The sequence below is a fragment of the Malaciobacter pacificus genome, from assembly GCF_004214795.1.
In the GTDB taxonomy this organism is placed as follows: Bacteria; Campylobacterota; Campylobacteria; order Campylobacterales; family Arcobacteraceae; genus Malaciobacter_A; species Malaciobacter_A pacificus.
Window position 1 is genome coordinate 819,697 of record NZ_CP035928.1, and the last position, 22,463, is coordinate 842,159.

At 26.5% G+C, this 22,463-nt stretch carries 24 protein-coding genes, 1 tRNA gene and 1 pseudogene; 16 read left to right on the plus strand and 10 right to left on the minus strand.

Features of this window, described 5'->3' with window-relative positions; genetic code table 11:
* Window positions 1-12 precede the first annotated feature (12 nt).
* Genes APAC_RS04195 through APAC_RS04205 form a run of 3 tightly spaced genes read left to right on the plus strand, consistent with a single transcriptional unit; the run spans window position 13 to window position 1,625 of the window.
* A complete protein-coding gene (locus APAC_RS04195) occupies window positions 13-270 on the plus strand; it encodes a hypothetical protein (protein ID WP_130232928.1) in 258 nt (85 codons plus the stop codon).
* 12 nt (window positions 271-282) lie between these two features.
* Complete coding sequence (gene proX / locus APAC_RS04200) at window positions 283-1,257, plus strand: glycine betaine/L-proline ABC transporter substrate-binding protein ProX (RefSeq protein ID WP_170170109.1); 975 nt, start codon at window positions 283-285, stop codon at window positions 1,255-1,257.
* A gap of 29 nt (window positions 1,258-1,286) precedes the next feature.
* A complete protein-coding gene (locus APAC_RS04205; protein WP_130232929.1) occupies window positions 1,287-1,625 on the plus strand; it encodes a MerR family transcriptional regulator in 339 nt (112 codons plus the stop codon).
* 13 nt (window positions 1,626-1,638) lie between these two features.
* Here the strand turns inward: APAC_RS04205 and APAC_RS04210 are convergent.
* The 3 genes from APAC_RS04210 to APAC_RS04220 all read right to left on the minus strand — a co-directional run bounded on the left by APAC_RS04210 (window position 1,639) and on the right by APAC_RS04220 (window position 2,761).
* Window positions 1,639-1,716: transfer RNA gene (locus APAC_RS04210), tRNA-Pro, on the minus strand.
* Window positions 1,717-1,763: 47 nt separating this feature from the next.
* The gene (locus APAC_RS04215) at window positions 1,764-2,237 is read right to left on the minus strand and encodes a hypothetical protein (RefSeq protein WP_130232930.1); all 474 of its coding nucleotides are present in this window, start codon (window positions 2,235-2,237) and stop codon (window positions 1,764-1,766) included.
* 53 nt (window positions 2,238-2,290) lie between these two features.
* On the minus strand, window positions 2,291-2,761 hold the full coding sequence (locus tag APAC_RS04220; protein WP_130232931.1) for a J domain-containing protein: 471 nt from the start codon (window positions 2,759-2,761) through the stop codon (window positions 2,291-2,293).
* A gap of 165 nt (window positions 2,762-2,926) precedes the next feature.
* Here APAC_RS04220 and APAC_RS04225 point away from each other — a divergent pair, with 165 nt between their 5' ends.
* From APAC_RS04225 to APAC_RS04240, 4 genes are all read left to right on the plus strand, one after another.
* A complete protein-coding gene (locus APAC_RS04225) occupies window positions 2,927-4,618 on the plus strand; it encodes an L-lactate permease (protein WP_130232932.1) in 1,692 nt (563 codons plus the stop codon).
* A gap of 127 nt (window positions 4,619-4,745) precedes the next feature.
* The gene (locus tag APAC_RS04230; protein WP_130232933.1) at window positions 4,746-5,012 is read left to right on the plus strand and encodes a DnaJ domain-containing protein; all 267 of its coding nucleotides are present in this window, start codon (window positions 4,746-4,748) and stop codon (window positions 5,010-5,012) included.
* A 64-nt stretch (window positions 5,013-5,076) separates the two neighbouring features.
* On the plus strand, window positions 5,077-5,937 hold the full coding sequence (locus APAC_RS04235; RefSeq protein WP_130232934.1) for an ADP-ribosylglycohydrolase family protein: 861 nt from the start codon (window positions 5,077-5,079) through the stop codon (window positions 5,935-5,937).
* A 7-nt stretch (window positions 5,938-5,944) separates the two neighbouring features.
* Window positions 5,945-6,364, plus strand: a complete 420-nt coding sequence (locus APAC_RS04240; protein WP_130232935.1) for a phosphate-starvation-inducible PsiE family protein — start codon at window positions 5,945-5,947, stop codon at window positions 6,362-6,364.
* 37 nt (window positions 6,365-6,401) lie between these two features.
* On the opposite strand, the gene APAC_RS04245 is transcribed toward APAC_RS04240, so the two are convergent.
* The gene (locus APAC_RS04245; RefSeq protein WP_130232936.1) at window positions 6,402-6,611 is read right to left on the minus strand and encodes a hypothetical protein; all 210 of its coding nucleotides are present in this window, start codon (window positions 6,609-6,611) and stop codon (window positions 6,402-6,404) included.
* A 158-nt stretch (window positions 6,612-6,769) separates the two neighbouring features.
* Here APAC_RS04245 and APAC_RS04250 point away from each other — a divergent pair, with 158 nt between their 5' ends.
* The 4 genes from APAC_RS04250 to APAC_RS04265 all read left to right on the plus strand — a co-directional run bounded on the left by APAC_RS04250 (window position 6,770) and on the right by APAC_RS04265 (window position 12,035).
* Window positions 6,770-7,849, plus strand: coding sequence for a glycoside hydrolase family 3 N-terminal domain-containing protein (locus APAC_RS04250; protein WP_130232937.1), 1,080 nt, complete (start codon window positions 6,770-6,772; stop codon window positions 7,847-7,849).
* 107 nt (window positions 7,850-7,956) lie between these two features.
* The gene (locus APAC_RS04255; protein ID WP_130232938.1) at window positions 7,957-8,253 is read left to right on the plus strand and encodes a c-type cytochrome; all 297 of its coding nucleotides are present in this window, start codon (window positions 7,957-7,959) and stop codon (window positions 8,251-8,253) included.
* Between the two features lie 14 nt (window positions 8,254-8,267).
* Complete coding sequence (locus tag APAC_RS04260; RefSeq protein ID WP_130232939.1) at window positions 8,268-9,545, plus strand: NAD(P)/FAD-dependent oxidoreductase; 1,278 nt, start codon at window positions 8,268-8,270, stop codon at window positions 9,543-9,545.
* Window positions 9,546-9,641: 96 nt separating this feature from the next.
* Window positions 9,642-12,035 carry a sensor histidine kinase gene (locus APAC_RS04265; RefSeq protein WP_130232940.1) on the plus strand — a complete coding sequence of 798 codons (2,394 nt, stop codon included), beginning with the start codon at window positions 9,642-9,644 and terminating at the stop codon, window positions 12,033-12,035.
* On the opposite strand, the gene APAC_RS04270 is transcribed toward APAC_RS04265, so the two are convergent.
* Both APAC_RS04270 and APAC_RS04275 read right to left on the minus strand, forming a co-directional pair.
* Complete coding sequence (locus APAC_RS04270) at window positions 11,989-12,654, minus strand: response regulator transcription factor (protein ID WP_130232941.1); 666 nt, start codon at window positions 12,652-12,654, stop codon at window positions 11,989-11,991. The genes APAC_RS04265 and APAC_RS04270 overlap by 47 nt on opposite strands.
* Window positions 12,654-13,697 (minus strand): hybrid sensor histidine kinase/response regulator, encoded by a 1,044-nt coding sequence (locus APAC_RS04275; protein WP_130232942.1) that lies wholly within the window; start codon window positions 13,695-13,697, stop codon window positions 12,654-12,656. Before APAC_RS04275 ends, APAC_RS04270 begins: the two co-directional genes overlap by 1 nt.
* Window positions 13,698-13,793: 96 nt before the next feature.
* Here APAC_RS04275 and APAC_RS04280 point away from each other — a divergent pair, with 96 nt between their 5' ends.
* The gene (locus tag APAC_RS04280) at window positions 13,794-16,061 is read left to right on the plus strand and encodes a response regulator (protein ID WP_228255943.1); all 2,268 of its coding nucleotides are present in this window, start codon (window positions 13,794-13,796) and stop codon (window positions 16,059-16,061) included.
* A 64-nt stretch (window positions 16,062-16,125) separates the two neighbouring features.
* Window positions 16,126-17,354: pseudogene (locus APAC_RS04285) on the plus strand (IS256 family transposase).
* Window positions 17,355-17,393: 39 nt separating this feature from the next.
* Here the strand turns inward: APAC_RS04285 and APAC_RS04290 are convergent.
* From APAC_RS04290 to APAC_RS13555, 4 genes are all read right to left on the minus strand, one after another.
* Window positions 17,394-18,437, minus strand: coding sequence for a permease (locus APAC_RS04290; protein WP_130232944.1), 1,044 nt, complete (start codon window positions 18,435-18,437; stop codon window positions 17,394-17,396).
* Between the two features lie 2 nt (window positions 18,438-18,439).
* Window positions 18,440-18,799 (minus strand): ArsR/SmtB family transcription factor, encoded by a 360-nt coding sequence (locus tag APAC_RS04295; RefSeq protein WP_129083585.1) that lies wholly within the window; start codon window positions 18,797-18,799, stop codon window positions 18,440-18,442.
* Window positions 18,800-18,976: 177 nt separating this feature from the next.
* Entirely contained in the window at window positions 18,977-19,372 is a 396-nt protein-coding gene (locus APAC_RS04300) for a PAS domain-containing protein (protein WP_130232945.1), read from the minus strand.
* 9 nt (window positions 19,373-19,381) lie between these two features.
* The gene (locus APAC_RS13555) at window positions 19,382-20,782 is read right to left on the minus strand and encodes a methyl-accepting chemotaxis protein (RefSeq protein WP_130232946.1); all 1,401 of its coding nucleotides are present in this window, start codon (window positions 20,780-20,782) and stop codon (window positions 19,382-19,384) included.
* Between the two features lie 188 nt (window positions 20,783-20,970).
* Here APAC_RS13555 and APAC_RS04310 point away from each other — a divergent pair, with 188 nt between their 5' ends.
* The 3 genes from APAC_RS04310 to APAC_RS04320 are packed head-to-tail and all read left to right on the plus strand — an operon-like array spanning window position 20,971 to window position 22,428.
* Window positions 20,971-21,690 carry a tetratricopeptide repeat protein gene (locus tag APAC_RS04310; protein WP_130232947.1) on the plus strand — a complete coding sequence of 240 codons (720 nt, stop codon included), beginning with the start codon at window positions 20,971-20,973 and terminating at the stop codon, window positions 21,688-21,690.
* Window positions 21,691-21,706: 16 nt separating this feature from the next.
* A complete protein-coding gene (locus APAC_RS04315; protein ID WP_130232948.1) occupies window positions 21,707-22,105 on the plus strand; it encodes a DUF2721 domain-containing protein in 399 nt (132 codons plus the stop codon).
* 38 nt (window positions 22,106-22,143) lie between these two features.
* Entirely contained in the window at window positions 22,144-22,428 is a 285-nt protein-coding gene (locus tag APAC_RS04320) for a hypothetical protein (protein ID WP_130232949.1), read from the plus strand.
* Window positions 22,429-22,463: the final 35 nt, after the last annotated feature.

The following is a 22,463-nucleotide window of genomic DNA, read 5'->3' on the forward strand; positions in this document are numbered from 1 at the left end:
ACTTGGACTTGGATGTATGGTGGAGTTTATGATGCTGATACAACAGCATATAGTATAGATGGTTCTTATAAATTCACTGATAAATTATCTGCAAGTTTTATCCATGCTAATTGGGAAATTGGAAATAGTGGAGATATGAGAGAAACAGATATTATTGTTGATTATAAATTTACAAATGCACTTTCAGCAAGATTATTACATGCTGATTTAAATGATAATGCAGGATATGGTAAATATAGATCAAGACTTTATGTATCTTATAAATTTTAAGGAGATTAGATTATGAGTATAAAAAAAATTTTATTAGGAACGCTAGCAACATCACTTGTAGCTACATCACTTTTTGGTGCTAAAATTACTGCACTTAAAACAAATGTTGCTGAAGAAGCGTTTCAAATGGAAATTGTTGCTGAAGTTTTAAAGAAAATGGGGCATGAAGTAACTATTTCAAATGATGTAAATTATGATATTGCATACCAAACACTTGCAAACAATGCAACAAGTGATGAGGTTTATTTTTTAGCTAGTAGTTGGGATCCATTACACAATGGAAAGATTGATGCTGTTGGTTCTAATAAAGCAATAAAATTTGATAATAAATTCATTGCTAATTGTGCTCAAGGTTATTTAATTGATAAAAAAACAGCTGATAAATACAATATTAAATATTATAATGATTTAAAGAAACCAGAAATTGCTAAACTGTTTGATTTAGATAATGATGGTAAAGCAGATTTAACTGGTTGTAATGCTGGTTGGGGATGTGAAAAAGTTATTGAACATCAATTAGATGCATATGATATGAGAGGTGTTGTTGAACACAATCAAGGTGAGTATTCAGCACTTATTGCTGATACAATTGCAAACTATAAAACAGGTAAATCAATTTTATATTATACTTGGACTCCATATTGGGTATCAGGTAAATTAGTTCCAGGTAAGGATGTGACTTTTTTGCAAGTAACTCATAGTGCAAATCCAAATACCGACTCTACAAAATTACCAAATGGTGCAGATTATGGATTTAATGTAAATCATCAAAAAATTGTAGCAAGTGCTAATGTAAAAGATTATAAAGATATCTCAAAGTTATTTAATATCATTAAATTAGACGTTAATGACGTTAGTGGACAAAATATGCTTATGGCAAATGGTCAAAATAAAGAAAAAGATATAAAAAGACATGTTCAAAAATGGCTTGACATGAATAAAAAACAAGTTGATGCTTGGGTAAAAGAAGCAAAAGCTGCAAAATAGTATAATTTTACAAAAAAAGGAACGGTTAATTGGCTTTATTAAACAATGATAAAGATATACTACCATTAAGTAGTATTGCTGAACTACTTACTGCGAAAGTAAGAACATTAAAAATGTATGAAGATAAGGGGCTGTTCCCCGTAAAAAAAGATGCAAAAAAACTTTACTCAATTAATGATGTGAAGATTATATCTTTTGTTCACTATTTAGCAAGTGTAAAAAAAATAAATGCAAATGGTATAAAATATATTTTAGAAATGCTTGAAAATAATATGGATGAAAAAAATAGACAAGAATTTTTAGATATTGTTGAAAATACATTAGAAAAAATATCAGGTTCTGAAATTAAGGATGTTGAAGTTTTTTGATTTTAAATTGAAGTGGTCGGGGCGAGAGGATTCGAACCTCCGGCCCCCTGGTCCCAAACCAGGTGCGCTAACCAGACTGCGCTACGCCCCGAAACTGTAGGGCGGTATTATAGTTGGTTTTTTCCTATTTGTCAAGTGCTATTCTTGATTTTTTGTAATTTTTATATCATTTTTAGTTTCAATAAACTCTTGAATTTGTGAATTTTTAATTATAAAGTATCCTTCACTTTTAACTTTCCCACTAGAAACATATTTAAATTTATAACTTTTATCAAATGTTACGTCAATATATTTATTCTCATTTATAGTAATTCTACCAGGTTTAAGTTCATTGTTTTTAGCTCTTCTTAAAACCTCAATAATTTGATTTTTGTCTTTTTTATACTTGATATTTTCTTTATCTTTTTTTAGTGAAAATTTTTCATCATGAAATATAAATGTATCTCTACCTAATAAAAATTTTGCAATTGAGTTTGTAACATCTGCTTTTAAATAGTGTTCATTTAATGTTTCAAAATCTTTTGCTTCACCTAATTTTATTCCTGTAAAGTATACAGAGTAGCTTGCAAAAGAAAAATTAATAAAAATTAATAGTACAAATATTGATTTCATCTAGTAAACCTTTTTCATTTATCTTATTTTTTTAAAGTGTAATTATTGTAGATTTACTCAACAGTCTTAATTAATACATCTCTATAATGATTAAGCTCTTTCATTTTTGCATCATCCCCTTGATTAATATCAGGATGATATTTTCTTGCTAATTCTTTATATCTTTTTTTTATCTCTTCTTTAGTTGGAGAATGAGTAAATCCAAAAAACTCTTTTGCTTTTTGTACTTCATCAAATCTTGGTGTATTCGCAAATCCAGAAAAGTCTTGTTGATTAAAGCCTTTAAAGTCATTGAAATTGAAGTTCTGACCATTTTGAAATGAACTATTATCAAATTTAAAGTGAAAACCTTTTGTTCTCATTTTCTTTTTAAAATTATAAATTAAAAAGGCAATTATTACGAAGATAACCCCTAGAATCATCAAAAACGTTCCAAAATTTGTAAAAATTAGATATAAAATAAAAAATAAAATTGATAATCTAACTATTCTATTAAAAATGTATATTACTGTGTTATTTGGCATATATAAACTATTCCTAAATTTAAAATTGGTGTATTATAGTATTTTTAACAAAAAATTAATATAAAGAGTATAAATTTGCTATTTTATTGCTATTTTTAGTTTTTTATCATACGAATTTCATTTTTTAATTCTAATCTTACATCCTTAAAATACTAGGAGGATGTTATGAGTTTAGGATTACAAGCATTTTATGCTTCTTTACCTATATTTCTAGCTGGATTATTATTAATTGGTATGAGAGTTTCAGCGAAAAAAGCTATGCCATTAGTTTATATAGCAACTGTAGCTATTGCATTTTTTGTATGGGAAGTAACTTTTAATAGAGTACTTGCATCTACTATTCAAGGTTTACTTATTACTATTGCAGTTTTATGGATTATCTTTGGAGCAATTTTACTTTTAAATACACTAAAGCACTCAGGAGCTATTTCTATTATTAGACAAGGTTTTAATAATATTAGCCCTGATAGAAGAGTGCAAGCTATTATTATTGCTTGGTTATTTGGTTCATTTATTGAAGGTGCTTCTGGATTTGGTACACCTGCTGCTATTGCTGCACCACTATTAGTTGCTATTGGTTTCCCTGCAATGGCTGCTGTTATGGTTGGAATGATGATTCAAAGTACACCCGTTTCTTTTGGTGCAGTAGGAACACCAATTTTAATTGGAGTTAATAAAGGTTTAGATTCAGAAGGAATTGGTACAACTTTACAAACTATGGGTAGTTCTTGGGATAGTTATTTACAAATAATTACATCTGAAGTTGCAATTACACATGCAATTGTTGGAACATTTATGCCTCTATTTATGGTTATTATGTTGACAAGATTTTTTGGTGAAAATAAATCTTGGAGTGAAGGTTTAGCTATTTTACCATTTGCAATATTTGCAGGACTTGCATTTACAATTCCATACGCTTTAACAGGTATTTTCTTAGGTGCTGAATTCCCATCTCTTATTGGTGCACTTGTTGGTTTACCTATTGTTGTAATTGCTGCTAAAAATGGTTTTTTAATACCTAAAACTACATGGGATTTCCCTCCTTTAGATAAGTGGCCTTCTAAATGGATTAGTAAATTAGAAATAAAACTTGATGCTATGAGTCCAAAAGAGCCAATGAGTTTAACAATTGCATGGATTCCATATATTTTAGTAGCATTGATTTTAGTAATTACTAGAGTTAGTACTGAAGCTAAAGCATTTGTAACTTCATTTGTAATTCCTTTTAAAGATATTTTAGGGGAAGGTGTAAGTTATACAATCTCACCTCTATATTTGCCTGGTGGAATTTTAGTTTTTGTAGTTTTAATTACTTATTTCTTACATAAAATGCAATTTAAAGAGTTAAAAGAAGCTATTAGTGAGTCTTCTAAAGTGATGATTGGAGCAGGGTTTGTACTTGTTTTTACTATTCCATTAGTTAGAATATTAATTAATTCAGGTATTAATACTTCAGGATTTGACTCAATGCCAGTAGCCATGGCAAATTTTGTTGCTTCAACAGTTGGTGATATTTACCCATTATTTGCTCCAATGGTTGGAGCTTTAGGTGCATTTATTGCAGGAAGTAATACTGTTTCAAATATGATGCTTAGTCAGTTTCAATTTGGTGTTGCTGATGCACTAGGTATTTCAACTGCATTTATGATTGCTCTTCAAGCAGTTGGAGCAGCAGCAGGAAATATGATAGCAATTCATAATGTAGTTGCTGCAAGTGCTACTGTTGGCTTACTTGACCAAGAGGGTGAAACTTTAAGAAAAACTATAATTCCTACAATTTATTATTGTTTATTTGCAGGAATATTAGGTCTTATTGGAATGTATAGTTTAAGTTTAATAGACCCATTAATGAAATAAAGAAGATATCTTCTTTATTTCAAAACTACTTCAAAAATTTAATAGAAACTTTTTTTATCTATTTGTGTTTATTAATAAAGTAAAAATTTAAATTAGTTTAGTAAAATACAATTAATAAGGATAAATAATGGATTATAAAGAGTTTGAAAAGGCTGTCGATACTTTAGGTATCTTAACTAAAACATCTAGAAAAGATTTAAAAAAAAAGTATTTAAAACTATCAAAAAAATATCACCCTGATATGCCAGAAGGTAGTGAAGAAAAATTTTTAGAATTAAAAAAATCTTATGATATTTTAGTTGCATATATGGATTCATATCAATACAATTTTGATATAGAAGAGTATAAAGAACAGTTCCCTGCTTTTACAAATTATAAAAATTGGAATAAGTAATCGTACTTATTATCTAGTTTTTGTTAAACTACAAAATATAATTTTTTTTAGTGCTGGAGAAAAGATGTTTGAAGAAAAAAAAATAAAAGAATTAGTATTAGTTTCATTAGTAGCTGATTCATATTCATTAGGAAGTCATTGGGTTTATGATGAGAATCAACTGGCTAAAGATAGTATAAATTGGAATATCCTAAATGCACCAATGGCAATTTGGCATAAAGGAAAAGGTGCAGGAGAGTTTACTCACTATGGTGACCAAACTTTATGGTTATATGAATTTATTTTAGAAAATAATAATTTTAATGAAAAAGAGTTTTCAAAATACTGGTTTGAAAAGATGAAAACTTATGATGGTTATTTAGATAGTGCATCAAAACAAAGTATGCAAAATATTGCTAATGGTATAACTCCTAGTGGTTCAACTTCTACTGATATGTCTGTAATAGGTAGAATCGCTCCTTTATTATTAGTTTCTGAAAATAAGATAGAGTTTTTACAAAATGTAGAAAAACTTATTAATCTTACTCATAATAATATTAAAACTATTACTTGCGGTAAATTTTTTGCAAAATTATTATTAATGGTTTTAGAAGGAAAAAATATTATTGAATCTATCTCTTTTTTAAAGGATGAGTTTGATACTTCAATTCAAAAAATGATTACAAGAGGTATTGATTCAAAAAATGAAAATACATATGATTCAATTAGAAACTTTGGACCTGCATGTGATATTGATGATGGGTTTAGTGGAATAATACATCTTTTATGCAAATATGATAATTTAAAAGAGTTATTAATCCAAAATGCAAAAGCAGGTGGAGATACTAGTTCAAGAGCTATGATATCTTCAATAATATTTATGGCTAATAAATCATATAATCAGATCCCTCAAGAATGGTTAGCTATTAAAGCAAATATAAATTAGGATTGTTATGAAAAGAACTATTATTCGTTTTTTTAAAGATAAATTTTATATAGAAATGACAATTGCTTCTGTTTTATTTCTAATTGCATTAGCAACAAATATGTTAATGGAATTTATTATTTATATGCTTTATTTTATTATATTTTTAGAAATAGTTAGAGCTGTAGTAAATTATATTAGAGAACAAAGAGTTACAATGAGTCTACTTGTTGATGCATTTATTATTTTAGCTCTTAGAGAATTTATAGTAAATGTAGTAAAGATTAATGTTGAAGAATTAAATTCAATAGAAGCAATTTTTGAAAGTGCAGTAAACTATAATCTTATGATTTTATCAGGAGTGATACTTTTCTTATTGTTAGTTAGATATTTATCTGTTAAATCTTCGCAAAGATATCTATTTAGAGATATGGAAAAACCTGAATAATAGAGGGCATAAAAAGCACTTAATTAGTGCTTTTTATTTATTTCTTTTTAGAAGCTTTTTTTGCTTTTTTCTTCTTGTTTTTTTTCTTTTCTATTTTTTTAGCTTTCTTTTTTTCTACTTTTTTCTTTAAAGCTTTTTTCTCTTTTTTACTTTTCTTTTTAGAGTCTTTTTTCTTCTTCTCTACTTTTTTCTTTTCAGCTTTTTTAGCCTTTTTTTTCTTTAATTTTTCTTCTTCTTTCTTTGACATAAGGTCTCCTTTTTAAATTATTTTGTTATGGTATCTTTTTTTATATGCAAAGTCAATAAAATATTACTAAAACTTCTAAAATATGTATAAAAAATAATCTTTTAAACAATATCCAAATGAAATATAACTATAATTTCCAAAAAAATTAAAGGGTTAAAATGTTAAAAAAATTATTACTACCTTTTTTGTTAGTATCATTTATTAGTGCAAATGATGATTTAAATAAAAAAGATATTGAAAGAATGATTTCAAAAATGGTTGTACTTGGATTTAAAGGTGAGAGTATAAATTCAAATGATGAAATCTATAAAAATATTGAATCTGGATTAGGTGGAGTGATTTTATTTGATAAAGACCCTACAAATAAAAAGAAAATAAAGAATATTAAAGACCCACAACAATTAAAACTTTTAACTTCTCAATTACAAAATATATCTGAAGAAAAACTATTAATTGCAATAGACCAAGAGGGTGGAATTGTTCAAAGAATGAAAAAATCAAATGGTTTTGAAGATACTTTAAAAGCAAAAACAATTTCTATAAAGGACATTGCATTTGCAAGGGAATCTTATAAAAATCTTGCAACAATGTTAAACTCTAATGGTGTTAATTTAAATTTTGCTCCAGTTGTAGATCTAGCTGTTAATAAAAACAATAAAGTAATATATAAACTAGGGCGTTCTTATGGTGAAGATGCAAAAAAAGTAACTCAATATGCATCAGTTTTTGTTGAGGAACAAAAAAAACAAAATGTGATATCCGTACTTAAACATTTTCCTGGGCATGGTTCATCTTTAGCTGATTCACACAAAGGTTTTGTTGATATTACTAATACTTGGAGTGAAAAAGAGTTAGAACCTTATAAAGAGTTTATCAAAAATAAAAGTGTTGATATGATTATGACAGCTCACGTTTTTAATAAAAATTTAGATGATAAATATCCTGCAACTCTATCTTATAATGTAAATACAAAACTTTTAAGAAAAGAGTTAGGTTTTGAAGGTGTATTGATTACTGATGACTTACAAATGTATGCTATTTCAAAACATTATGATTTAAGAACAACTTTAAAACTTGCCATTAATTCAGGAGTTAACATGCTTTTATTTGCTAATCAGCAAGCTAAAGAAGTCTCTTTAAAAGAGATAGTTGATACGGTATACTCTTTAATTTTAAATGAAGAAGTTGGACTTGATAAGATAATTGATTCTAATGAAAAAATCAATATGTTACTTTAGGATACAAAAAACTCTTTTTTATTTAATTAAAGCAAAATTACTACTTTATTGCTATTCTTCAAATATAGTATTTATATTAGTAAATATCAATTTTGAAAGGATAGTTTATGAAAAAAATAGCTTTTTCTTTATTATTAGCAACAAGCTTCTCTTTTGCTGCTGATTATGACCCACTTAGAGGAGAGATGTTATCTCTCTCTTGTGCCTCTTGTCATGGAACAGATGGTAAGTCTGAGACAATAACACCTTATATTGCTGGACTTGGTAAAACTACTTTATATCAAACACTTCTTGATTATAAATATGGTAAAAGACCTGGGACTATGATGCAAAAGCATACAAAAGGTTTTACAGATGAAGAGTTAGAACAAGTATCATATTACTTTTCTAAAATTAAAAGATAAGCAAGGAGAAAATTATGTTAAGTAGAAGAAAATTTAATAAACTGTTATTAGGTTCTGTTGCACTTTCACTTGCTGCTAGTAACTCTTTAGCATCTGTTGGTATGCCTAAAAATAAAAAAAGAGTTGTAGTTGTAGGTGGTGGTTTTGGTGGAGCAACTGCTGCAAAATATCTTAAAAAATTTGATTCAAGTTTAGAAGTTATTTTAATTGAGCAAAACAAAGAGTATTATACTTGTCCTTTTGGTAATACAGTTATTGCAGGAATGAATGATATTGATTATATTAAACATGACTACAAAACTTTAGAGTCTAAATATGGGATAAAAGTAATTCATGAAAAAGTAAAAAAACTTGATGGAGCTATTAATAGTGTAGTTTTAGATAATGGAAAAATTATATCATATGATAGAGCTATTGTATCTCCAGGAATTGATTTTAAATATGAGAAAGGTTATGAAGAAGGAAGTGAACTTTACTCTCCTCATGCATACAAAGCAGGTGCTCAAACATCACTTTTAAGAGAACAATTAGAAAAAATGAAAGATGGTGGAACTTATGTAATGGTATCACCACAAAATCCTTTTAGATGTCCTCCTGGACCTTATGAAAGAATATCTTTAGTTGCAAACTATTTAAAAAATAATAAGCCAAAATCAAAAATCATTATATTAGACCAAAAAAATAAATTCTCTAAACAAGGTTTATTCACAGCAGGTTGGGAAGAACTTTATGGTGATATGATTGAGTGGAGAAGTTCTGATTTTGGAGGAAAAGTTTTAAAAGTTGATCCTAAAAATAGAGTTTGTACTACAGAAGATGAAGAGATTCAAGCAGATGTTTTAAACTATATTCCAAATCAAAAAGCAGGGCAGTTAGCATTTGATTCAGGATTAACTGATGGTGACTGGTGTCCTATTAATACAAAAACATTTGAATCAAAATTAGTTAAAAACATTCATGTTATTGGAGATGCTTCAATTTCAGCATCTATGCCAAAATCAGGTTTTTCTGCAAATTCACAAGGTAAAATAGCTGCTTTACAGATAACTAGACTACTTAGAAAGCAAGAAGCTGTAAATCCACCAAAATTAGCTAATACTTGTTATAGTCTTGTTGCTCCTGATTATGGTATTTCAGTTGCTGCAGTTTATGAAGCCCATGAAGATAAGATAGTAAAAGTTGAAGGTTCAGGTGGTTTAAGTCCAACAAATGCAGACAAAAGTTATAGAATGCAAGAAGCAGATTTTGCTGTTGGTTGGTATCAAAATCAAATGGCTGATATTTTTAAATAATAAAACTTATAGGGATTTCCCTATAAGCTTTATCTTTAATAATTTTTTAAATACACCTTTTTGTGATATAATATGAAAAAAAATTAGGTGTAAAAATTGAAAAAACTTTTTTTAAAAAAGATATTATCTAGTCATTTTATAAAATTCTCATTAATCCCAATTTTAGTCGTTGAAATTACACTTATTATTTTATACTTCTCTATCAATAAATATATAGCTACTAAAAATACAGATTTAATGTTAAATGAAGCAATTACTAGTAGCCAAAATATTCTTAAAAATGAAGCCAATAAGATAAGTGAAAAATTAAGACAAGTCTCTGAATATGCAACAATTTTACAAAAAGAGCATGAATCTATATTTAAAAACTCTGAAAATATTTACTTACCAAATGGTAAGCCAACTTTTGATGTAGCTTCAAATGGTGTTTACTATAAAACTAACAAAGTTGGGGCTAGTTTATACTACTCTTCAAATACTAAAATAACAGAAGTAGAAGCACATAAAGCACTTTTTACAGAAGCTATGGATACAAGTTTAAAAAATATTGTTGATACAAATCCTTTAATTATGGCATCGTACTTTAATAGTTGGGATGATTTAAATAGACTTTATCCTTTTATTCCAAAAGTTTATGAACAATATGGTGAACATATAAATATGGAAGATTACAATTTTTACTATTTAGCTGATCAAAAGCATAATCCTTCAAGAAAACCAGTTTGGACAAGTGCTTACTTAGACCCAGCAGGTAATGGTTGGATGCTTTCTTGTATAGTTCCTATTTATAAAAATGATTTTTTAGAAGGTGTAACTGGTCTTGATATTACAATTGACTCTTTTGTTAAAAATATTCTTGATGCAAAATTACCTTATGATGCAAATCTTTTCATGGTTGATAATGAGGGTATGATTATTGCAATGCCTAATGAAATTGAAAAACTTTTGGGATTAAAAGAATTAAAAGACCATTTATATACAGATGTTTTACTAAATACTATTGAAAAGCCTGAAGAGTATAATATATTAAAAAATAAATCACCTTTTGCAGAGCATTTTAAAAATCTTATAAATACAAATAGTACAGAAGAGTTGATAATCGCAGATAAAAAGTATTTAACATTAATGGAAAATGTTGGTGAAACAAACTGGAAAATGATGATTTTAGTGGATGAAGATAAGCTTTTTAGTTCAATTGAGAGTTTAAGAGATTTAACTAATAAAATAGGATATTTAGCTATTGGTTTATTAATTCTTTTTTATGTAATTTTCTTTTATATTTTATTAAGAAGAATAAATAAATTTTCAAATGATATTACACAACCAATTGAATTTTTATCTGATCAAACAACTCAATTAACTAAAAATGATATTGAGTTTAAATCAGTAAATACAAATGTTTTAGAGATTTCTCAATTAAGTGATAATTTTGAATATATGATCAAAGAGCTAAAACAAAAAGCTCATAAGTTAAATAAAGCAAAAATAATTGCAGAAAATGCTAATAAATCTAAAGATGAGTTTTTGGCTAATATCAGTCATGAGTTAAAAACTCCATTAAATTCAATTAATGTCATAAGTGAAATTATGACCACTAATAAACAAAAAAATCTTACAGAAAAAGATATAAAAAACTTAGATGTAATTAATAAAAGTGGAAAGAATTTATTAGTTTTAATTAACGATATTCTAGATTATTCAAAATTAAATGTAGGGAAAATAAATCTAGATATTCGTGAATTTAAAGTAAATGATTTTATTAAAAATATTGTAAATAGTTTTGAAAGTCAATTTAGAGCTAAAAATATTAACTTTGAACTAAATATTGATAGTAGCTTAGAGTCTATAATTACTGATGAAAAAAGAGTTGCACAAATTATCAATAACCTTTTAAGTAATGCTTGTAAATTTACTAGTGAGAATAAAAATGTTTCTTTAAGTTTAATTGATCAAAATGAGTATGTTAAAATAAAAGTACAAGATGAGGGTATTGGAATACCAAGTGATAAATTAAAACTTATATTTGATAGATTTAGTCAAGTTGACTCAACAACAACTAGAAAGTTTACTGGTACAGGACTTGGATTAACAATTTGTAAAGAGTTAGTTAAGCTTTTAAAAGGAGAAATAAAAGTAGAAAGTCAAGAAGGAAAAGGCTCTATATTTGAAGTTACTTTACCAAAAATCATTAAAGGATTTGAAGAAGTAGATAGTCAAGATACTACTTTAAAAAATAGACAAAAGACAAAACAAAATATAATCTTTTTAAATCCAAATCCTATAAACTATATAACAAAAGTAGTTGAATTAAAAAAGAGATATGAAATTAAACAAGTATTTAAAAAAATTGAGTTAATTAATGCTCTTCAAGAGAATCAATATGATAAGGTTTTAGTAGATGAAGACTCTCTTTCTAAAGAAGAATTAGAAGAGCTAAAAAAACTTATTTCTGATAAATTAATTTATATCCAACACCTCGAAGATTTATAATCATTCCGTTCTTAAGCTTCTTTTTTAGCTTATGAACGATGCTTCTCATACTAACAGCTTCCATCTCTTTGCTATCCCAAACATATTCATGAATCATTTCATTTGTAACTGTATTATTAATATTTTTAACTAAAAGTGTTAAAAGATGTTTTTCTTTTAGTGTTAGATCAATTTCATGTTCATGTTTATAAAGTTTCTCTTCTTGTAAATCAAAAGCAAATTCATATCCTAAATCAACTTTTTCAGTTACTTCTTCGCTAATCTTATGACTAAATAGGTATTGGATTTTTAAGTATAGTTCTTCAAAATCAAATGGTTTTTTAATGTGGTCATTACATCCTAAAGAGTATGATTTTTTGATGTTTTCTATATCAATTTCTGCACTAATCATAATAACTGGAACATCTTTATCTTCACTTCTTATCACTTCTAAAACTTTGTGACCATCAAATCCTAAAACATTTACATCAAGAATATATAAGTCATATTTACTGTTTATTACTACATCAATTGCTTTATATCCATCTGTATAACTCTCTACAAAAAAACCTTTATTTTGAAGTGAGTTTTTTATTACTTTATTTAGTGAAAAATCATCTTCTAATAAAAAAATTTTCATTAATTCTCTTTTGTTAAATTTTGAGGAAAAGTATAGATAAATGATGTACCATTATTATCTGAATTTACATTTATTTTAATTTCATATCTATCACAAATATCTTTCACAATACTAAGCCCTAGTCCAAGTCCTATATTTGCATTTTTTTGTTGGTAATAAGGATTAAAAACTACATTTGTATCTTCTATTCCTGTTCCAAAATCTTTTATTTCAATATAATTTTTGTCTAAAATTATGTCTATTATAGAGTTTTCATTAGAATACTTTATTGCATTGGATATAGTATTATCAATAACTCTTTCTAAATCATTTTTATCCATAATTACACTAAATTCACTGTGAATACTTAATTCTATATCTATATTTTTTATATTTGCCATCTCATCAAAAAACATTACCCTTGATGAGAGAAAGTTTATTAAGTTTATAGATTCTATCTCTTGAGTTCTTTTCTCTTTTTTTGTTAAATAATATAAATCATTGTAAATTGAAGATAAAGATTTTGATGAAGCTTTTATCGCTTCAAATTGCTCTTTAGGACCTAATTGTGTTTCTAGATTATCAATATTTAAAGAGATTATACTCAAAGGTGTATTCATTTCATGAATTATTTTTTTTAAGAAAAAGTCTTGTTGTATAAGAAGATTTTCAATTGTTTGTTTTTTCTCAAAAAGTTTTAATTGAGTTTTAATTCTTGCTTTTACTTCTTCTTTTTCAAAAGGTTTAGTAATATAATCAACTCCACCTTCTTCAAAAGCTTTTACTTTACTATTTATATCATCTAATGCACTAATAAATATTATAGGAATATCTTTTAGCTTATTCTCTTTTTTTAAGAGTTTACATACTTCAAAACCATTTATTTCAGGCATTTTTATATCTAGTAAAATTAGATCAGGGGGATTGATTTTTGAAGAGTTTATTGCAAAGTTAGCATCAGTTGATGCTTTAACAGTATATTTTTCATCTTTTAAAATTTCATTTAGATATTTTAAATTCTCTTTTTTGTCATCAATAATAAGTACTGTATAGTTTTTATTCATATAGTTAATCTTTTACACTGCCTTGTTTGTTAAGATTATAAGATAAAAGATATAAAAGTAAATTGAGGATTTTTAGTGAATTTAAAGAGACTTTTTATGTTACTGTTTATTTTAAATACAGTTTCGTTTATTTTTGTTGCAGTTGTGATTAATAAATATCAAAAATCAACAATAAAACTTGAAGATGCATATCAAATGCAATATAAGTCTTTGATTCTAGCTCAAGAATTAAGACAAAGTAGTGATGACTTAACAAGAATGGCAAGAACTTATGTAATCACTGGAAACTCTATGTTTGAAGAGCAGTTTAAAACTGTATTTGACATTAGAAATGGTGATTTGCCAAGACCCCAAAGATATAATGGTATATTTTGGGATTTTTATACTTTAGGGGATAAAAAACCTATTTTAGATGGAGAAAAAATCGCACTTAAAGAACTTATGCAAAGGGCAAACTTCCCTGAATCAGAGTTAAATTTATTATATGCTTCAAAAAAAGAATCAGATGACTTAACAAATTTGGAACACAAAGCTATGAATGCAGTTAAAGGAATTTTCCAAGATGAAAATGGTAACTATACAATTCATGGTGAACCTAATTTTAAATTAGCTAGAGATATTATGCATTCTGATGAATATCATGAAGCAAAAATTAGAATTATGAAACCAATTGATGATTTTTATAAAGCTTTTGAATCAAGAACTAAACAAAAAGTAGATGAAGCTAGAATAATAGTAAAAGAGTTAGAGTTTTACGTAAATGTGATTGTACTATTTTCAATAATTCTTTTTCTAATGTCATTCTTTATTATTTTATTTAGAATTGTGTATCCAATTGATTACTTAAGAAAAGTTATGATGAAACTTTCATCAAATGATATGAGTGTTGAGTTAGAAAAAAATAAATATCAAGATGAAGTTGGAGATATGATAGCTTCAGTTCAAATTTTTAAAGATAATACAGAAAAATTAATTGAAAGTGAACATCAGATTAAACTAGCTATGGAAGAAGCAACAAGTGCAAATAAAGCAAAATCAACCTTTTTAGCTAGAATGAGTCATGAATTAAGAACACCTTTAAATGCTATTTTAGGTTTTGCAAACCTTTTAAGAAAGTCCTCAAATATAAATGAACAAGAAAAGAAAAACTTAGAGGTTATAAAAAGAAGTGGAAATCACTTATTAAATATTATAAATGAGATTTTAGAACTTTCAAAAATAGAAGCAGGAAAAATCGAATTAGTTCCTAAAACCTTTGAGTTTCATGAATTTATAAAAGATATTGAATCTATGTTTGCATTTAGGTGTGAATCTAAAGGATTAAACTTTAAGTTAAATGTTGATTCAAATGTTCCAAATATCATAAAAGCTGATGAACAAAGATTAAGGCAGATACTTATTAATTTGTTAGGAAATTCTCTAAAATTTACTATAAATGGTGAAATAACTTTAAATATTTATGCACAAAATAAAAAACTCTTCTTTGAAGTAAAAGATACAGGAATTGGAATAGACATCCAAAATCAAAAAAAGATTTTTAAGCCATTTGAACAGATAAAAAAAGATGATTATAACTCACAAGGAACAGGCCTTGGTTTATCTATTACTAAAGAGTTGATTTCACTTATGGGTGGAACTATTTATCTTAAAAGTTTTATAGGTAAAGGGAGTGAATTTTATTTTAGTATTAATTATGAAAAATCTGTAAAAAATAAGTTAGAAGAAAAAATATTTACAAAAGATATTGCAGGAATTGCAGATGTAAATGATGATAAAACAATTTTAGTTGTTGATGATATAAAAGAGAATAGAGATTTAGTAGTACAAATACTAAATCAATATGGCTTTAAAACCTATGAAGCTAGTAGTGGAGAAGAAGCAATTGATATTTTCAAAGCTCATAGTATTGATTTAATATTTATGGATATTTTAATGAGTGGACTTGATGGACTAGAAACAACACAAATTATTAGAAAAGATTTAAATAAAAAAGATATTCCAATTATTGCACTTTCAGCAAATGTTTTTGAAGAAGATAAACAAAAAGCTTATAATAGTGGCGCAAATGATTTTTTATCAAAACCATTTGATGAAAAAGAGTTAATTAATATTTTGCAAAAATATTTGAATATTGAAGTGGTTTTTGAAAAACAAGAAAAAGTAGATTTTAAACTCTCTTTTGAAAATGTACCAAAAGATTTTTTTGAAAAATTAATCTATTATTGTTTGCAAATGGATAATGAATCTATAAAAGATTTAATATCTACAAATAAATTAGATAAAAAAAGTAAAAAGTTTTTAGAAGATTTTTTAGAAGATTTTGATTATCAGTCTATTTTAAAAATATGTGAGAAATATAAATAAAAAGAGGGAGTGTTAGAAATTTTGTGTCAGTCTGATAGAATTTATAATTCTAAAGGATTGAACAATGAATCAAACATTTGATTTAAATGAAGCACTTGAACAAATAAAAGCAGGTTCAAAAATAGATGGTAAAGATGGAGTCTTAGCTCCTCTTATTAAACAACTTACAGAAGCTGTATTACAAGCTGAACTTGAGTCTCATTTAACTTCTGAGATAAATAAAAATAGAAAAAATGGTAAATCTATTAAAACTATGAAAAGTAGTGTTGGTGAATTTGAACTTGATGTTCCAAGAGATAGAAATGGTTCTTATGAGCCTCAAATAGTTAAAAAACATCAAACTCATATGTCAGATAATATAGAACAAAAAATTCTATCTTTGTATGCTTTAGGAAATAGTTATAGTCAAATATCTGAACATATTGAAGAAATGTATGGAATGAGTTTTTCTAAAGCTACAATAAGTGCTGTTACTGATAAAGTTATACCATTATTAAAAGAATGGCAACAAAGACCACTTGAATCAATCTACCCCTTTGTGTGGCTTGATGCAATACACTATAAGATTAAAGATAATGGAAGATATATATCTAAAGCTGTTTATACTGTTTTAGGAGTTGGATTAAATGGTAAAAAGGAGATATTAGGATTATATCTGTCAGAAAATGAAGGAGCTAATTTTTGGTTACAGGTTTTAACTGATTTAAATAATAGAGGAGTAGAAGATATACTTATTGCATCTATTGATGGATTAAAAGGATTTCCTGAAGCTATAAATGCAATATTTCCTAATACAGAAATACAGTTGTGTATTGTTCATCAAATTAGAAATTCAATTAGATATGTTGCTTCAAAAGATCAAAAAGAGTTTATGAAAGATTTAAAACTTATTTATCAAGCTATTTCAAAAGAATCAGCAGAAGAAGCATTAGTTCAACTTGAAAATAAGTGGGGTAAAAAATACCCTATTGTAATTCAATCTTGGAAAAACAAGTGGGAAAACTTATCTGCCTATTTTAAATATCCTGAAGATATTAGAAGAATTATCTATACTACAAATATTATTGAATCAATACATAGGCAATTTAGAAAGCTTACAGCTTAGAACGAACACAAAGTGTGAGAAAAACTAAAGGAGCTTTTCCAAATGAAAATTCACTTTTAAAACTATTGTATATGGGAATTCAGAATGCAAATAAAAAATGGACTATGCCAGTTAGGAATTGGTCTCTTACAATCTCTCAACTTACAATATTTTTTGAAGGTAGGTTAGATAATCAATTGAGTATTTAAAACTATAAGTATAATAGCCATCTTTTTTAGATGGCTACTTTAATTCTTTTTTGAAGATATAGACTTAATCCATTGCTTACCAACAAAATAAAACATAGTGACTAAAAATATAATAGCACCACCTATATCAAGTATTGATTTTGATTCACTTTCTAAACTATCTAATGTATAAACAAACCATTCTTTTGGAAATGCAAAATCAATCATTAATGCAAATGAAACAGTGACTACAATAATTGAGATAAGATATATTATTAAGACATCATTTCCAAGAATTTTCTTTATAATCCCTGCTGTAATGATATTTGTAGCAGGAGCTGCTGCTAAAAAAATAAAAGCTACTCCAGGACTTACTCCAACTGCTAACATTGATAAAGCAATAGGAATGGCTGAAATAGAACATACATATAAAGGTAATGCAACTAAAAAAACTAATGCATAAGCGATAAATAAATTATCATTTAAAAATTCAATCCCATTATTTGGAATTAAAAGCAAAAATAAAGTTGCTAATATTAGACCATAAAACATTGGTTTTGCTAAATCACTAAAAACTTCATTCATTGCATAATCATATGCTTTTTTAAATTGACTCTCTTTTACTACTTCATTAGAAGAAGAACCACAACAAGAAGAACTACAACAAGACTTTTTCTCTTCTTCTTGAATGTCATCATATGATTCTTTTACAAAACTACCAGCAACAACTCCACTAATGAAACTTGAAATAACTCTAATTATTGCCATTGGAAGACCAAATACTCCATATGTAGCTATAATTGAATCAATTCCAGTCATTGGAGTAGTAATATAAAAACTTGTCACAGCTTTTTTAGAAGCACCTTTTTGTCTTAAACTTGTAGCCAAAGGTATTACACCACAAGAACAAAGAGGAAGAGGAATACCATATAATGCCCCTTTTAAAGCACTATATTTATTATCTTCACCTAAATGTTTTTTAATCCAATCTTCTGAAATATATAGGTGGATTATTCCTACAAAAATTAATCCAATTAAAACATATAGACCTATCATTACTGATAGTTCCCAAAAGCTTTGCAAAAAATTTAATATAAATTCCATACTTATTCCTTGAATAAAAATATTTTTTCTAATAAACCTATTAAATCAGGGTTATTCACTTCATCAATAAAATAGTAAATAGTTAAACCTTCTCTTGATTTATTCAATATTCCACCATCTTTTAATTTTCTAAGGTGTTGTGAAATTGCAGATTGATTAACTTCTAATATTTCACCAATGTCACATACACAAAGTTTATTGAAGTTTTTAAGTAGTAATACAATTTTTAGTCTAACACTATTTGACAGTAGTGCTAATTTTTCTGATTCTTTTTCTATCTCTAAATGATTATCAGAAATAAAACTCTTAGCTTTTTCAACTTCACTGATATTACTTGACTCTCTATAACATTCTTCACTCATATAAACTCCAATATAATTATATTAGAATATTCTAATATAATAAAATATGTTTGTCAAGTTGATTTATTATTAGTGGAATTAAATTTACAAATAATTATGAATATGATATAGTTTTATTCAACTATCAGGATTTGACACAAAACTCTAAACAGTCTCTAAAAAGAGTAAAAACTCTTTTTATTTTTCCTCTTTAATCAATTGTTCATATAACTTAATATGTTCATTAATTTCTTCTTGAGAAGCTTTTCTTCTACAAGATAAATATGTTCTGTTGCCTTGGGCATTTATACTTGGAAAAACAGTTGCAAAAACCCAATAGTAGTTACCTGATTTTGTTTTATTTTTAACGTATCCACTCCAAATTTCTTCTTTTTTTACAGTATTCCATAAATCTTTGAAGGCAGCCTTTGGCATATCTTCATGCCTTACTAAGTTATGAGGTTGCCCTATAAGTTCATCAACTCCATATTCTGCAATTTTACAAAAGTCATCATTTGCAAATAGAATAATTCCTTTTTCATCTGTTTCGCTAACTAAAAATGCATTATCATCTAAAACTATTTCTTTATTCATCAGATATCCTTAGTTTACTTTTTTTGTTTTAGCATCTTCTACTAAAAGGTGGGCCAACTCAAGAGTTTCACTTGTATATTTTGCAACATTTGTTGCTTCATTTGCATTTTCTTGAGTAACTTTATCTAAAATTGATACAGCATCATTAATTTGTTCAATTCCTGTTAGTTGTTCATTTGATGCACTACTAACATCTTGAATAATATCTATAGTTTCAGAGATTGCATTATTTAACTCTTCATATCCCTTACTCATATTATCAGATATTTTTTTCCCTTCATTTGCTTTTAAAGTTGCAGTTTCTACTAATTGTTTTATCTCTTTTGCAGCTTCTGCACTTCTTGTTGCTAGGTTTCTAACTTCTTGTGCAACTACTGCAAATCCTTTTCCAGCCTCACCAGCAGTTGCAGCTTCAACAGCAGCATTTAGTGATAAAATATTTGTTTGGAAAGCTATTTGGTCAATAACTGTAATTGCTTCATTAACAGCACTCATTCCATCATTTATTTCATCCATAGAAGATGCAGTTTCTAGTGAGAGTTTTTCTCCTAATTTTACAGATTCTTTAACATTTTTACTTAAATCAGACATTTTTCTTGCATTTAATGTATTGTTTTTTGTAATAGAAGTAATCTCTTCAAGTGCAGCAGCCGTTTGTTCTAATGATGCTGCTTGTTCATTTGCTCTTGAAACAAGATTTTTTATTGATTCATTGGTTTTTTCAGAGTTTGATTCTAATAAATTCCCATTTTTTAAATTTTGTTTAGCATTATCATTTAATTCTCTTCCTAATTTATTAATTTGCTCCATTGTTACTAACATTTTACCTTTTAGTATAGGATTTATTTTCATTTGATGTCGGTAGTCTTGATGAGTATATTTATCCATTATATCTACAAGCTCTTCCATGTTTTTATTTGTTGTTTCGAGCATTTCATTAACTATCTTTTTTAAAGTCATAATCATAAAATTTTCAGAGTTTGCATTTATTTTTGAAATATAAATTCCTTGAGAAACTTTATTTAATGATATTACGACTTCTCCCAAAACGTGCATATCATTTTTTCTCATTACATCAAATTTATCAACATATTTGTTTAATTCTTTTAAAATATGCCCTATATCATCATTTTTTATAAATTCAGCTCTTCTTATTCTATTTGTTTTAAAGAAAGCAAAGTCCATCAAATCATCGATGTATCTTTTTAGCCTATCTATCCCACCACAAATTCTTTTCATGGAGTAAAGACTTAAATATGTAATTACTGTTATAAAAAGTATATTAACAATAACTAATGATAGAATATCACCTTTATTTAATATTGCAACAAGTGTCAAAGTTGCAAAACCTGTCAAACTCAAAATTAAATTGAGAAGTATCCTTTTTTTGGTGTTTAAATGTAATAACATTTTAAATCCTTGATTAACTTTTATGAAATTCAACCTACTATGAAAATACTATAATAATTTATTATAATATCCTATTAAATAAATATTTATTTATTCCACAGTTTTGTAAAAAAATAATAATCAAATATAATAAATAAGTAATTTAGCTTAGATATAATTAAATCATAAAAAATATTTTAGGAGTCTTTATGAAATTTATATATCTAATAATATTTATTTTATTGAGTGTTAATGTATATGCAAATAATGTTGATAAAGCAATTGAATTAAGAAATAATGGACAAATTAGTGAAGCTATAAAGCTTTTTAATAAAGCTTGTGAAAACTATCAACCAAGAGCTTGTTATAACCTTGCAGTTATGTATGATGAAGGTAAACTTTTAAAACAAGATTTGAAAAAAGCAACTAACTTATATAAAAAAGCTTGTGAATTAAATCATGGTTTTGCTTGTTATAATCTCGCATTAATATATGACAAAGGAAAGGGAATAACTCAAAACCAATTAAAAGCAAAAGATTTATATGAAAAATCTTGTAAGTTGGGTGATTCATTTGGATGTTATAACTTAGGAGTAATTTTTTATGATGGTAAGATAATTGAGAAAAATCTTTTAAAAGCAAAAAAATATTTTGAATTTGCTTGTGATAAAAATGATGCAGATGCTTGCCATAATTTAGCCTTAATGTATGAAAATAAAAAAGGTGTAAAAAGAGACTATAAAAAAGCGTTTGAACTTTATTCTAAAGCTTGTATTGAAAAAAAAGGAACATCTTGTAATAATCTTGCTCTTATGTATTATAATGGTTTAGGAGTTACTTCAAGTATTCAAAAAACAAAAGAGATGTTAAAACTTGGTTGTGAATATGGTGATGATACTTCTTGTAGAAACTATGAAAAAATAAAATAAAGGATTTTAATAAATTATGGATATTGAAATATCAACACCAGCACTTCTTTTCCCAGCTATTTCACTACTGCTTTTAGCATATACAAATAGATTTCTAACAACAGGACAATTAATACGGTCAATTTCTAATCAAGCAAGAACGCACGGTGGACATGAACTTTCAGGACAAATTGAAAATCTAAAAAAAAGATTAGAACTAACAAAATGGATGCAGTTTTTTGGAGTGGTTTCAATACTACTTTGTACTATCTCTATGTTTGCACTTTTTTTAGGATATTACAATTTTGGTAGAGATGTTTTTGGTCTTAGTTTACTAACTATGTGTGTATCACTTGTAATCTCACTTTGGGAAGTTTATATCTCTTCAAATGCTTTGAATTTAGAGTTAAAAGATTTGTATGATAAGTGTAAATAGATAAAATAATGTTATAATATTCTTATAAAAGGAGTATTATGAAAAAAATAATTATTTGTCTATTTGCAATTGGAACATTTTTATGTGCATCAGAAGAAGCTTTTGTAACTATGAAAAAAATAGAAACATGTCCAGAATCAATATGCTTAACTTTTGATAATGAAGGTCAAGAACTTTTTATTGTAGCATATGATGATTTTGCAAATGAGTTTTGGAATATGAAGCAATCAAATGGTAGTTTAGAAGGAACAAAGTTTTATATTACTTATCAAAAAGATGAATATGAAAATACTTTAGAATCATATGATATGTTAATGGATTAATACATTAAGTTGTTATATTTTAAAATATAAGATAT

What these genes read in the sequence shown, in the direction of transcription:
- APAC_RS04195 (WP_130232928.1), top strand. Translation starts at nt 13, where the DNA reads ATGTATGGTGGAGTTTATGATGCTGATACAACAGCATATAGTATAGAT.
- proX (WP_170170109.1), top strand. Translation starts at nt 283, where the DNA reads ATGAGTATAAAAAAAATTTTATTAGGAACGCTAGCAACATCACTTGTA.
- APAC_RS04215 (WP_130232930.1), bottom strand. Translation starts at nt 2,237, where the DNA reads ATGAAATCAATATTTGTACTATTAATTTTTATTAATTTTTCTTTTGCA.
- APAC_RS04220 (WP_130232931.1), bottom strand. Translation starts at nt 2,761, where the DNA reads ATGCCAAATAACACAGTAATATACATTTTTAATAGAATAGTTAGATTA.
- APAC_RS04225 (WP_130232932.1), top strand. Translation starts at nt 2,927, where the DNA reads ATGAGTTTAGGATTACAAGCATTTTATGCTTCTTTACCTATATTTCTA.
- APAC_RS04230 (WP_130232933.1), top strand. Translation starts at nt 4,746, where the DNA reads ATGGATTATAAAGAGTTTGAAAAGGCTGTCGATACTTTAGGTATCTTA.
- APAC_RS04235 (WP_130232934.1), top strand. Translation starts at nt 5,077, where the DNA reads ATGTTTGAAGAAAAAAAAATAAAAGAATTAGTATTAGTTTCATTAGTA.
- APAC_RS04240 (WP_130232935.1), top strand. Translation starts at nt 5,945, where the DNA reads ATGAAAAGAACTATTATTCGTTTTTTTAAAGATAAATTTTATATAGAA.
- APAC_RS04245 (WP_130232936.1), bottom strand. Translation starts at nt 6,611, where the DNA reads ATGTCAAAGAAAGAAGAAGAAAAATTAAAGAAAAAAAAGGCTAAAAAA.
- APAC_RS04250 (WP_130232937.1), top strand. Translation starts at nt 6,770, where the DNA reads ATGTTAAAAAAATTATTACTACCTTTTTTGTTAGTATCATTTATTAGT.
- APAC_RS04255 (WP_130232938.1), top strand. Translation starts at nt 7,957, where the DNA reads ATGAAAAAAATAGCTTTTTCTTTATTATTAGCAACAAGCTTCTCTTTT.
- APAC_RS04260 (WP_130232939.1), top strand. Translation starts at nt 8,268, where the DNA reads ATGTTAAGTAGAAGAAAATTTAATAAACTGTTATTAGGTTCTGTTGCA.
- APAC_RS04270 (WP_130232941.1), bottom strand. Translation starts at nt 12,654, where the DNA reads ATGAAAATTTTTTTATTAGAAGATGATTTTTCACTAAATAAAGTAATA.
- APAC_RS04275 (WP_130232942.1), bottom strand. Translation starts at nt 13,697, where the DNA reads ATGAATAAAAACTATACAGTACTTATTATTGATGACAAAAAAGAGAAT.
- APAC_RS04280 (WP_228255943.1), top strand. Translation starts at nt 13,794, where the DNA reads ATGTTACTGTTTATTTTAAATACAGTTTCGTTTATTTTTGTTGCAGTT.
- APAC_RS04290 (WP_130232944.1), bottom strand. Translation starts at nt 18,437, where the DNA reads ATGGAATTTATATTAAATTTTTTGCAAAGCTTTTGGGAACTATCAGTA.
- APAC_RS04295 (WP_129083585.1), bottom strand. Translation starts at nt 18,799, where the DNA reads ATGAGTGAAGAATGTTATAGAGAGTCAAGTAATATCAGTGAAGTTGAA.
- APAC_RS04300 (WP_130232945.1), bottom strand. Translation starts at nt 19,372, where the DNA reads ATGAATAAAGAAATAGTTTTAGATGATAATGCATTTTTAGTTAGCGAA.
- APAC_RS13555 (WP_130232946.1), bottom strand. Translation starts at nt 20,782, where the DNA reads ATGTTATTACATTTAAACACCAAAAAAAGGATACTTCTCAATTTAATT.
- APAC_RS04310 (WP_130232947.1), top strand. Translation starts at nt 20,971, where the DNA reads ATGAAATTTATATATCTAATAATATTTATTTTATTGAGTGTTAATGTA.
- APAC_RS04315 (WP_130232948.1), top strand. Translation starts at nt 21,707, where the DNA reads ATGGATATTGAAATATCAACACCAGCACTTCTTTTCCCAGCTATTTCA.
- APAC_RS04320 (WP_130232949.1), top strand. Translation starts at nt 22,144, where the DNA reads ATGAAAAAAATAATTATTTGTCTATTTGCAATTGGAACATTTTTATGT.